Origin of the sequence: Scandinavium sp. (assembly GCF_036271055.1) — a bacterium.
Classification (GTDB): Bacteria; Pseudomonadota; Gammaproteobacteria; order Enterobacterales; family Enterobacteriaceae; genus Scandinavium.
This window is the reverse complement of the sequence record NZ_DATBBJ010000060.1, coordinates 1-11,720: the sequence shown is the minus strand read 5'-3', so window position 1 is coordinate 11,720 and position 11,720 is coordinate 1. Positions and strand designations below refer to the sequence as shown.

Sequence of the window (11,720 nt, the reverse complement as noted above, 5' to 3'; positions counted from 1 at the left end):
ACTGCCTTTGGTTGCACCCGACGCAATGGGAATCCAATTTGCCGGATCCTCTTCAGGCGGAGGCCATGTGGGGTCACCTGCCGTAAAGAGTGGGTTGTTATTCGGGCCGAACAACGTTGTCCGACCCATCCCAGCTCCGCGCACGGTAATCCCTTGGTAGTTCTGTACGTGCAGCAGTGTTCCCAAGCGGAAAGTTCCTTCCGGGATATAAACCACCTGGTCTTGTGGGCAGTTGTCGACCGCGCCCTGAATAATTGCCGAAGAGTCGTTGATTCCGCTCGGATCTGCACCGAGGTCAACCACGTTTACATAGATCGCCCGGTTTAGTGGAATCCCGCCTGGAACACCAATGTTGCTGTCCCAAGGGGGTGTCCGACCGCCAGGAATAATGTCGGCCGTCGCGTTGCAGCGCAAAACAGTCAGCAGAACGCCCAAATAGAGCGGGTGCAGCGTCGCAATTGCCTTCACAGTCGCGGCTTATCGGTACTTCCTCCCGATTGCCAGCGCCGGTAGTATTAAATCGATCCCGGTATGTCAATGTTTTCCTAAGACTTTTCTTTAAGATTTATCGGCAAATGTCGTAAGATGCTGCGGTGCGTGATAGAGTCACCGCTGGTTTGACCCGTCCCGAAAACGTACGTTGACCGTGGTACCCTCGAAAACGCCTACGCTTTCCATATTTTTCCGTTCGCTGAGGCTATAGCCGCCATCGCATTTCGTGTATCGACGATGCAGTGCGCCCAATCGGCAAGCTCTTGGTAATTGATGCAACTGTGATTAGTCGCGATCAGAACAACATTGAAAGATTGGATCGCTTCGCGGTCCCAGACGACAGATTTTCTGCCGGCGAATTGCGAATGCTCGCGGGTCGGCTTGATCACCGGCACATAGGGATCGTGGTAAGCTACCTTGGCCCCGCGCTGCTCCAACAGATCCATCAGCACATAGCTCGGCGAGTTACGTTCGTCATCAACGTTCGGTTTGTAAGCAAGGCCCAGCACGAGAATTGTTGATCCTTTAACGGATTTCCCTTGCGCGTTAAGCGCGTCGGCAATCCGATGCACGACATGCTCGGGCATGCGCGTGTTGATTTCGCCCGCCAGCTCGATGAAACGCGTGTGCTGATCGTACTCGCGTGCTTTCCAGGTCAAATAAAACGGATCGATGGGAATGCAGTGCCCGCCGAGGCCTGGGCCCGGATAAAATGGCATGAACCCGAAAGGCTTGGTCTTTGCCGCTTCTATGACTTCCCAGATATCAATGCCCATTGCGCCATAAACCAGTTTGAGCTCGTTCACCAACGCGATGTTAATTCCGCGGAAGATGTTCTCGAGCAGTTTGGTGGCCTCGGCAACGCGACACGATGAGACCGGCACGAGTGTGTCGATCGCCCGGCTATACAGCGCAACCGCCTTCTTCAGGCACGCCGGCGTGTATCCGCCGACGATCTTCGGGATTTTTTTTACATTGCTTTGCCCGTTAGCTGGGTCTTCGCGTTCTGGAGAGAACGCCAGGTGGAAATCAGCGCCTGCCTTCATCCCAGCTCCGTCTTCCAGTACCACACGCAGCTCATCCTCGGTGGTTCCGGGATAGGTCGTCGATTCTAACACCACCAATACACCTCTGGCGAGGTACGGCGCGATTAACCGGCCGGTTTGCAGCACGAAGGAAATGTCTGGCTCACGGTTTTTCGTAAGCGGCGTCGGCACGCAAATGATTACTGCCTCGGTTTGTTTAATAAGACTGAAGTCCGTTGAAACGGCTAGTTTTCCCGAGGTGACTAACTCCGCGATAGCCCGGCTCTCAATATGTTTGATATAACTCTGTCCGTTGCTTAATAGCTTGATCTTTTCAGGATCGATATCGATACCCACCACGTCGGTGCACGAACGCGCAAACTGCATCGACAGTGGAAGTCCAACGTAGCCAAGGCCTATAACAGCAATTTTCACAGTACCCCCAAAGGTTAATTACTACTTAATAGCTGAGACGTTCAGGAAACGGCTTGCCCCCGAACACAAAAATGACACCGCCATCACTTGGCGCTCGTGCCACCAGAAAAAAACTTAGCGTACAAATAGGCGATGCCTTCGCTGATCACATCTCTTACGCCCTCGCTGTACCGCCACCAGTGCCTGGCATCATAATCTGGATTGGCAACGGCAATGACGCCGACGGTTGTACGATCGCCCAGCGCCCTTTCAAAGAGGAGCCTTGTCCGCCGCGCATGGACGTCTTGTGTCAGAACATTGATGGCACGCACGCTTGAGTGATGCTCGCTAAGCCAATCCCGGAGCGCCCGTGCAGCGCTGTAGGTACGATCACGGTCGCTGATGCGCGCAGGAACCGCCTGGATCAGATCGGGTGATAATCCTTCTGCTTGTAACTGCGCTGCAGCTTGAGTTGCCGAGGTGTTGTAGTCATTTGTGTAACCGCCCATCCCGGTGACGGGCCCGCCGGTCGTAAACACACGTTCGTAAGAACCAGCTTGGAATTCGTTAACGGCGGCGCGAATAGCATACTGGTGCACCCAGCCTTCCACAACGAGTGTATCTGCGTTCACACAATGAGTAACAGCAAGGAATGGATAAGCCGCATACGTCAGCGAACCAGCGGTCCCAATCACCAGCAGTCCGATGACGACCCATCCTTTCCAAGACAGGCCCCAGCGCTCTCTGCGAGTTGCCAGTCCGAAGAGCCGCCTATTCGATCTGAGTGCCGGTGGGTGTGTCATCGTCGGCGGACGCGAAGATGGTCTTTCGATTGTCAACTCTCTCATGAATGTCCTCTTAGCATGACGACCGGTTATCCAGGCTCCGCAGGCAAACGGGAGCCGAGTCGAAGAGCATCTTCCGCCGCAGCCCAGACGCGTGGAGCGATGGCGTCCCAACTCCAGTTTTGCAAAAAGGCCGCATAGGCGCGGTCAGCCATGGCACTGGCGGCGTTGCGGTCACGAATCAACGTGACACAGGCCTGGGCGAAATTATCCGGCTTATCGGCGAGCAATAACTCGCGACCTGACCGAATATTGTAGCCATACGCGCCGAGGTGCGTTGAAACAACCGGGCATTTGCGGCTGAAAGCATCCGCAACTTTAACGCGCGTGCCGGCGCCTTGATGCAGAGGAATGATCATGGCAGACCAGGTTGCCATTTCGGAAGTTGCATCAGCCACGTAGCCCAGCGCATCCACATCCGGAGCATTTGGCTTCAACGGCCCGTCGCTGTCTTGGCCGACGACCCGCAAGCGAGCATCGGGAATCTGCTGTTTTATCAGTGGCCAACACGAACGAACAAACCACTTCATCCCTTCTAGATTCGGCGCGTAACTATAAAGACCGATGAACCCGATGCGCGGCGGATCGACAGAGTTACGAACCGGCTCCCACGGCTGACGTTCAAAACCATTCGGAATAACGTGAACGTGCTCCCCGGCGCCCAAGTACTGTCGGTCCGCCTCACTACAAACGGATAATACGCTAAAGCGCTCCTTCCAGAAATGTTCACGGCGTTTAAGCAAATGCATCCGAACCCCCGCTTTCAGTTTCTCTTTCAACTCCGCGCCATTCTGCCAAATGGTGCGCTGAAAGGTGCTGGGCAGATCGTTGATGTCCAGAACTGAACGTGGCCAGTGCCATTGATTCAAAATATTTGGCGTGCGCGAGTTCAGGACCCAGATCAGATCAAAATCCCCAAGCCGATGGAGCAAGCGTTCGCGGTCTGCGGCATCAGCAACGCAACCGTGAACATTGAGAAAATGCGGATCGAATGCCCACCGCAAACGCTGAACCAACCCGCGATTCAGCCCCACACTGACCTGTACCGGCGGCTCAACATCAAATTCAGCCGCCGCCTTTTTGATTACCTCTGGAATCGCAGTATCCGAGCTGACAACACCAAGAGTTACTCTACCAACCTTTTTCAATGCACGGCCAATGTGCAGCGCCCGCAATTGTCCGCCAAAAGCACGATCATGTGGCCAGCAGGACGACACATATAGGATCCGTGGGGCGTGCTTGTTCAAATTTATTGTGGCAGAAATGACGCCTAACGTGTGATGAAATGAGCAAACATTGGATCCTGGCGAATGCTAAGCAATTTTCCTTAGCCACAAACTGGAGTTTCCAATCGTTTCCGGCGTCGAAGGTGACTTTAACATGCGCGGCATTTTAACCCTTAGTAGTTCCGCGTGCTGAGCCATCATGAAGGAGTTAAAAAAGAGAACCTCGAATGCAGAATTATACTGAAGAAAGGCTCGCAAAAAATATGCTTCATTGAACGCCCTCCCCTCCTCTAGCCAGCTTTGTGGATATTCAAAGGGCCACATTACATCATGAAAATGCACAAGAACCCCTTTGTTTAGCTTCGGCAGGATTTCAAAAAGAATATGTAAGACGTCGCTATGCGATTTCCCGACGTGACTCGCATCTACAAATAAGACGTCATTTTGCGCTAGGGAGCGAAATACTGCTGCGTCCACTTGTTGCACAGGCTTAACTTCGATTCTGTAGCTCCTTTTGTCTTGCTCTGAAAGAAGGCTGTATAAACGCTCAGGCCGTGGTTCGATGAAAATAAACTCGACCGTGCGGTCGAAGAACATGTCGTTTACATCCAGCATTTCTGCGGAGGAGAAGCCCGAACCAACTTCCACTACACGCGCGGGTCTAAATGACCTCAGAACGCAATAAAGGATCACTCCGTCGCCATAGCTGAAATAAGGATTATCAAAGAAGTAACGGAATCGCGGGGTCTGCTCATCTAAAAATGGAAGCTCACCGTAGATCTGGGCAAACGTATCTACCATCTGTAGCTGGCGCATTTCATTTAATTCAATCCCCGCCAGATCTTCGACGGCCGCGTCGCATGTTACGCGCGCCTGCTCTCTTAGTTCACGAAGGTCGGGAATTGGAGAATAGAAATGACCTGGAGGATAGTCTCTTACAAAAGCGAAATTGTCAGAGCCTAACAACCCCCGAAGCACCGCCTTATTTTTCCACACTTGACGAAGGAACGTCATCCCGTGTCCCATTCGTTGTATCATGTCCATCGTCTCTCCAAATTGTATGATTCGAGGTCGGTATCCTTCACTTCTCGGGTCGATGCGACGACAGGGGGTGTCTTCGCCGGCGTTTCATCCTTAGCTAAATGCGAATGGGACCGAGAGTGAAACCTAATTAGCTGTAACACACAGGTTTTTGCTTCTTGAGTGACCTGCGGATAACGCCCGCGCATGGGCAGGAAGAACCAAAAATAAAGGGATACGGAGCACGTATCTGGCTACTCAACGACGCGCTGACCCATTTTGCGCTTGGTATACTGTTCCCTGATCCAGCTGTAGGTAGTACGAAGCCCTTTGTCCAAGGGAGTACTTGGTTCCCATTTCAGCACCCGTTTGATAAAGGTGTTGTCGCTGTTGCGGCCGGCGACACCGCGCGGAGCGCTTAGATCGTAATCCCGCTCAAGCTCAACCCCGGCGATCTTCTCCACCTTCGAGACGAGATCGTTGATGGAGACAAGCTCGCTCGAACCGAGATTGATCGGCGTCGCGATCAGATCGTCACAGTGCATAATCAAATCTATCCCCTTCAGGCAGTCATCAATATATTGAAAGCTGCGGGTTTGATGTCCATCGCCCCAGATATTGATGCGCAGATCTTTCTTATCGATCGCTTCAATCACTTTCCGGCAAATCGCGGCTGGGGCTTTTTCGCGTCCGCCATCCCACGTGCCATAGGGCCCATAGACACTATGGAACCGCGCAATAAACGTCTTCATCCCGCGTTCGGCCCAGTATTCCTGGCAAAAGATTTCGCTTATGAGCTTCTCCCAGCCATAACCGCGCTCAGCCATCGCCGGATATGCGTCCGACTCTTTGAGTGCCCGAACCTTTGGATCTTGCTGCAAGAGTTCGTTGTAAACGCATGCGGTCGATGAGTAAAAATATCGGCGCGCACCGGCCCTATACGCAGCTTCGAGCATGTGCGTGTTAATGAGAACACTGCGCATACACTCGATGCGAAAACGCTCGATGAAACCCATCCCGCCCATATCGGCTGCCAGGTTATAAACTTCAGCGGCCCCTTCGGAGATTCGATAGCAGTTGTCTTCGTTGCTCACATCGAGGCAAACGTTCTCGACTCCAGGAACGCGAAGATACCATTCGTAAAGCGGCTTCTTGTCCACGGCGCGAATGCGCGTAAAGCCTTTGTCCCGGAAATAATGAGCGAGGTTGCCCCCAATGAATCCGCCGGCCCCGGTAATTACGATAAGATCGTCTTTTTTCAGCTCGGGATCTTTTTCGATAATGCGTTTGCTGGCCGTCATTGAGTGATGTTAAACAGAAATAAATTCCTACAGGCTTTCAAAAAACTTGTGCAGATCTCTCGCGTAGCGCTCCATGTTATAGTGGCGTTCGGCTAACCGCCGTCCGCGTCGGCCCATCTCTTCGGCTTGCGATGGGTTATCGCCGAGGAAGTCGATCGCTTCCGACAATGCATCGGGGTCTTCCATGGGAACGAATAGTCCCCATCCAGCGCCTTCAACGTCAATTTCGTCTGCAAGAGCCGGCGTTCGGGTAATAATAACCGGTCTAGCCATTGCCATTGCTTCAATTAGCTCGGTAAACCCAGGAGCCGTTTGTTGCACAAACCGATGGTTCTTGAGAATAATCAGAGATCCCGAACTGCGAGCATAGTGCTTGTATAAAAGATCATTATAACTCACCTTCTTATCGTCGACGGTCCATCCACGGCCACCGTCAGTCACTCTCACGTTGGCTGGCCACTTTATATCTCCGTCGACACCCGGACAGATAACTTCGATCCGTTGCCGGCATCGAGCAGCGGCTAGGCTAAGGGTGCGATGATCTCGAAGCGTAATGCCACAAGAAAAGAACGCTTCAGGGCGGTAGGCCAGCTTTGGAAAACTACTGAGATCCGTGCCCCAACCCAAGTGAACCACCTTCGCATGCGGCGCAAGCCTTTTACCTTGCTCCGCCGCTGCCGGCGTCAGACCAATGATCCCATTATGGCCACGGCTGACGGGCAGGTCCTCGCGACCAAATAAGTGTGACACAATGGGGCGGCCGAGCATGCCCAAAGCATTCAGCAGAGGCAGCCAAAAAAGAAGATTGTGCCCGCAATAAACAATATCACCTCGTTTCAGCCATGACCGAACCATCTTCAACAAACGGAGATCATGCGGGACCGGGCGGCGCCGCAGGTTCACGTCCGGCAGCGGCTCCGCAAGTGCAACCTCGTAGCCCATGCGTACCAGTTCAAGACAACCTCGTAGGTGATGAGATGGCACCTCGCCCTTTTTGATTTTCTCCCACATCGAAGCACCGCCATACCCGTCTACATAAAGAATGCGACGAAATGGGCTTTTGTCCGCAGGAGAAAGAACCACGAGACCGTCTTCTTTGCTCTCAGCAATTCCGTCATTAGCAAACTTACGCTGCTCCTGTGCGCCTGCTAGTATTGGCATTTTTAACATCAAATTAATGGGCACTGGTTGGCGTGCCGGTTAAAGTCGGAACAATGGTTCAGCCGAGCCACTTCCGCCTTTTTCTTCATTAGAACTGGTTTGTAACATCCTAAGACATGCCCTCAACCGCACCTGAACAGGCTTAGGTATAAATGTGACCGCGGCACGGGCGAGCGCTCCCGGGCTTCTACTGAGAAGGAAGCAACGCCAAAAATTGCTCCTCGCCTGCCGCGAGCGATTAAAGCGAAGCTTATCGCGACCGACGACAAACAGCGCTTCAGCAAGCTTCGCTTTTATGGCACCTTCCAGCTCGGGAAACCATTTCCGCTCGCGCAGAATGGAGTAGATGTACACCAAATTCTCTCCCTTGTTATGTGCCCGTCGGCGAGTCTCCATCTCCCAATGTGTCCGCCAACGGGCCAGCCGCTCGGGAACGTAATAAATCGGCTGGCGAGTCGCTGCCAACAAACATGCGATCCAGTAGTCGTAGGCTCCGCTTACGTCTGGAACCATAAGCGACCAATCAATGGCATCCTTACGGAAAACCGAACTTATATTAATGGCCGGACCGCCCTTTCCCACAGCAAACTCAGTCGCGTTGCTAACGATTCCTTCTTGCAGCGAGGCTCGGCCAAAGTTCACCGACCAACCTTTGCTCAAGCCAACATCAATACGCCCGCTTTCATCCATGATCCAATGATCGGAAGTAGCCAAAACACAATTGCGATTGCTTTCAAGTGGGGCCACCAATTTGGCCAGCAGATCACGTTCCCAGACATCGTCATCATTTAGAATGGCAACGTAATCGCCACGCGCCTGCTGGACAGCTCGAGCCACACTTACTGCGATCCCGAGCGTCGTGGGATTGGGCAGGTATCGTACCCGGTCGGTGGCACCGTAAGCGGCTACAATGTGGCGCGCAGCAGCGGTCCCGGAATCATCGGCCACGATGATTTCGTAATCGCGGTAGATCTGAGCCAAAAGGCTTTCCAATGCCTCAGCGAGGAATTGAGTGCGTTTGTGAACGGTAAGTATTACTGAAACGCGCGGAGTCATTGGCAAGGCAGCTTGCTTTCGCAATTCAAGCGGGTTGGCTTTGGTCGGCCACGACTACTGGCTCGACTGGGCTAAGCTGGGGCAGTCTCCGGTGCAACGCCGAGCGAACGTCAGACAGAAGTTCCGCGAGTTCGGCTTTTCCGCCCGGCATCAGGACCCAAGCGAGAGGAAACACAGTAAGGGCAACAAGACCGCCCAACGTTAAGAAAATCGGAGCACCTAATGGCGGAGCTACCCAGCGGAACAATGCGAGCGCGATGGCCATTACGATGCTGGCTATTGCCGGCCGAGCAATCGTCGAGAAGAACGTTCCTATTCGTAAAGGCGAATCCTTGTAACTCAGGTACAGAGTCGGCGCAATCAGCAGGTATGTCGCCGCCACATCGGCTGCAGCGACCCCCGAAATACCCCATGGCACACCAATCGACATAAAAACAATAAGGGCCAAGTTTTGGATCAACGTGAGGGCCAGGTACATCTTGGATCGACCACGAGTTATCAGAACATGCCCGCTCCATGCGACGGGTGCCTTGATGAACGTTCCGAGGCTTAGGATCGCGAGAACCTCTGCGCAGCCAAGCCACTTCCGACCAAGGAGGACTCGCGTGATTTCGGCAGGACAAATAGCCACAAAGGCGCTGAGTGGCATGCTGGCGATGCAGACCACAGTCAGCACCTTCTGATAAAAACGACGATAACGAGAATCGTCATTTTGCAACATGCTCAAACCGGGCTGCGTCACCTGAAACATCGGTCCGAGTAACTGGTCCATCGGGACAACCAACAACTGATAAGCTTGCCGGTAGAGAGCAACCGGGCCCGCTCCCCAGAACCGACCGATCAGGAGTCGATCCATACTCGAGCTAATGGTTGCTACAATGTTTGCTGCGCTTAAGTGCGCGCCGAAACCGAGCATCTCTCGCACGCTAGTCTTCCGGCACGGCCAACCCGGCACCCAGGGGAAGCAAAGCCACATCCCCGCCGTCAGTAACGCGCTGCGGACTACTTCCCGCCAGACAAGCGCCCAGTAACCGAAACCGTTCCACGCAAGTGCAATCGCCAACATCGTGCTCAATCCGCTGGATAGCAGACGCACACTCGAAGTATGTCCAAGCCGTAATTGCCGGGTCAGCAAGGCCTGGTGCTGAACCATGAGACCCCCAAAGATGAAGTTTGTCGCCAGGATACATGTGATCAGTGTGAGCCGTGGCTCTTTGTAGTACTCAGAAACAAGAGGCGAAGCGGCACAGACTACCGCTGCAATAAGCATGCCTGCCAGCACATTTATCCAAAACAGGTTTGTGACCTCCTGGTGGCTGATCTCCGTGCGCTGCACCGTTGCCGTAGAAAGTCCTAAGTCTCTAAACTGATCGGCGATTGCAGTGACTGCCATTACCATCATGACCAAACCGAACTGTTCGGGAAGAACAAGCCGGGCGAGTATGGCAGTAGAGCCAATGCGAAGGACAAAATCGGCGGTCCCAGCTGCCCACGTGAAGCCCGCAGCCCGCACAGAACTCGTACGCAAATCCTTCCGGATCGCCTCAGTGCAGAAAAGGCGACTAAATTTTTCGGATCGATTCATATCGAAGAGCTATTTGCTGCTCGGTTCGGGACTCTAGCTGTAGGAAAAGCTATCCCGCCTTGGTTCTGCTACGGTGCGGGAGCAAGCTTCCCTGGTTGTTATGTGGGATTGCAAGCCAGATGTGCCAGACAGACGAGCCCCCCGGAATTGGCACAGTGCGATCCTCCAAAATCGGCCAGGCCTCACGCGTCAAAAAGGTACGCACCATCCCAGCACAATGGAGATTTGAAAGGGGACAACGACGGTCGAAAAAATGCCACAGTCTGCGTCTCAATGACGTTTCCTTAGCGGTCCTGGGCTTCTCGTAAATGGAACATAAGATCATGCCCCCTTGGCAGAGAAGAGCCGCGTACTTTCTCAGCAACCCAATTGGGTCCACCGTATAATAAAGCATCTCGTTGAATACGATGCTGGTGAAGCGCTCGCCATGGGCGTCAAACCTCTCCGCGCTTGTGTGAATAATCCTCGCCAAACCCTTACGTTCCACGGCGATCTTAACCGCCAGAGAAGAAGGCTCGATGCCCGTGTAGTCTGTATATCCGGGCAACCAAGCGCGCAAAACCCCTTCTCCGCAGCCGACGTCAAGGACCTTTCGGTCGGAGTTGAATGTCTGCAATATCTCTGCAATCGCAGCGTAGCGCGGGGCCTGCCCCAATGAATCAAGTCCCCGCCAATCGCCCGCGTCATCGTTCCAACGTCGCATGAGCGTTTTGTGCCTATCCACTGGCTAGGGATCTAGGAGAAATTCTCATTTGCACTCGCCTCGCGAGGCGAGGAAGTAGAAGAGTTCCCGGTATCGCCATATGTCGCGCTCCGGTACTGGCGTTCTGTTCGACCGGCGATGATCAATTCATTCATGGCGTGGTTAGTAAGGCTGGCTAGGACCAGGGGCTTCAGACATCTCGTTCACCAAAGTTTTCTTGGTTTTTGTACCTTTCTGCTCTTTAGCTTTTTTGCTTTTCGTCCATTTCTTCTGGAACTTTTGTTGGGACTCCGGTGTCGCGCTCGGGCCGTCATGGGACGGCAGATTGATGCGTTGAGATTCCAGCGTCACGCCCGGTGTCGGCGCCGGCGTTGGCATGCCATTCGCAAAACGTTGCTTTGCCGGAATCTGGCCTGCCATCGGGGTCCGATCCGGACCTATCGGCGGCCACGGGAGGTCGCCCCACCACGATGGTTTGGCTGTCAAATATAAGCTGTTAGGAATCGTATGATCTGAGATCATATTGTCCCAGACCACATGCTTGTTTGCAGCATCCCAATTACCGTGCCGTAGAATCGTGGCTTTGACGTTGCGATCGAGTTGCTGGCACCCGTCCAGAGTGTTAGGGAGTGCGCTGTAATCCGGAGGATCGGTTGATCCGAATGTTCGAGTGTAAGAAACGTTTCCAATGTTGGGAAAGCCCAGTTCGTAAACCGGAGTAATTCCACGGTCCCAGTAGTTTGCCACGTCCGTTTCGTAGGTGTTGGCCCAGATGTCCCCAAGAATGTTGCCTACCACGTTGTAGTAATCGGAGAAATGCTTCAGCCGCACCTGCCCGCTGATGCGGTTGCGAAACAGCGTGTTATAACTGGCCGAGCCGTAATAGCCGTCG

11 protein-coding genes are annotated in these 11,720 nt (G+C 53.5%); all 11 read right to left on the bottom strand.

Annotated elements, in window-relative coordinates; genetic code table 11:
• Window positions 1-468: glycosyl hydrolase family 28-related protein (locus VH187_RS10275; protein ID WP_329701358.1), on the bottom strand; the 468-nt coding region annotated here is incomplete at its 3' end.
• Window positions 469-665: 197 nt separating this feature from the next.
• Window positions 666-1,952 (bottom strand): nucleotide sugar dehydrogenase, encoded by a 1,287-nt coding sequence (locus VH187_RS10270; RefSeq protein ID WP_329701357.1) that lies wholly within the window; start codon window positions 1,950-1,952, stop codon window positions 666-668.
• An 83-nt stretch (window positions 1,953-2,035) separates the two neighbouring features.
• Complete coding sequence (locus VH187_RS10265; RefSeq protein ID WP_329701356.1) at window positions 2,036-2,626, bottom strand: ElyC/SanA/YdcF family protein; 591 nt, start codon at window positions 2,624-2,626, stop codon at window positions 2,036-2,038.
• 179 nt (window positions 2,627-2,805) lie between these two features.
• A complete protein-coding gene (locus tag VH187_RS10260) occupies window positions 2,806-3,924 on the bottom strand; it encodes a glycosyltransferase family 4 protein (RefSeq protein WP_329701355.1) in 1,119 nt (372 codons plus the stop codon).
• Window positions 3,925-4,089: 165 nt separating this feature from the next.
• On the bottom strand, window positions 4,090-5,046 hold the full coding sequence (locus tag VH187_RS10255) for a class I SAM-dependent methyltransferase (protein ID WP_329701354.1): 957 nt from the start codon (window positions 5,044-5,046) through the stop codon (window positions 4,090-4,092).
• A gap of 230 nt (window positions 5,047-5,276) precedes the next feature.
• A complete protein-coding gene (locus VH187_RS10250) occupies window positions 5,277-6,323 on the bottom strand; it encodes an NAD-dependent epimerase/dehydratase family protein (protein WP_329701353.1) in 1,047 nt (348 codons plus the stop codon).
• Window positions 6,324-6,350: 27 nt separating this feature from the next.
• Complete coding sequence (locus VH187_RS10245) at window positions 6,351-7,508, bottom strand: glycosyltransferase (protein ID WP_329701352.1); 1,158 nt, start codon at window positions 7,506-7,508, stop codon at window positions 6,351-6,353.
• Between the two features lie 15 nt (window positions 7,509-7,523).
• Window positions 7,524-8,540, bottom strand: a complete 1,017-nt coding sequence (locus VH187_RS10240) for a glycosyltransferase family 2 protein (RefSeq protein ID WP_329701351.1) — start codon at window positions 8,538-8,540, stop codon at window positions 7,524-7,526.
• Window positions 8,541-8,565: 25 nt separating this feature from the next.
• Window positions 8,566-10,125: a lipopolysaccharide biosynthesis protein gene (locus VH187_RS10235; protein ID WP_329701350.1), complete on the bottom strand. Its 1,560-nt coding sequence runs from the start codon at window positions 10,123-10,125 to the stop codon at window positions 8,566-8,568.
• A gap of 49 nt (window positions 10,126-10,174) precedes the next feature.
• Entirely contained in the window at window positions 10,175-10,828 is a 654-nt protein-coding gene (locus tag VH187_RS23470; RefSeq protein ID WP_414713923.1) for a class I SAM-dependent methyltransferase, read from the bottom strand.
• Window positions 10,829-10,990: 162 nt separating this feature from the next.
• Window positions 10,991-11,720 (bottom strand): hypothetical protein (locus VH187_RS10230; protein ID WP_329701349.1); only part of this gene is annotated, 730 nt, incomplete at its 5' end.

Bases quoted from the DNA above. Each gene is read 5' to 3' on its own strand.
- VH187_RS10250 (WP_329701353.1), bottom strand. From the start codon at position 6,323: ATGACGGCCAGCAAACGCATTATCGAAAAAGATCCCGAGCTGAAAAAA.
- VH187_RS10240 (WP_329701351.1), bottom strand. From the start codon at position 8,540: ATGACTCCGCGCGTTTCAGTAATACTTACCGTTCACAAACGCACTCAA.
- VH187_RS10235 (WP_329701350.1), bottom strand. From the start codon at position 10,125: ATGAATCGATCCGAAAAATTTAGTCGCCTTTTCTGCACTGAGGCGATC.
- VH187_RS23470 (WP_414713923.1), bottom strand. From the start codon at position 10,828: ATGCGACGTTGGAACGATGACGCGGGCGATTGGCGGGGACTTGATTCA.
- VH187_RS10255 (WP_329701354.1), bottom strand. From the start codon at position 5,046: ATGGACATGATACAACGAATGGGACACGGGATGACGTTCCTTCGTCAA.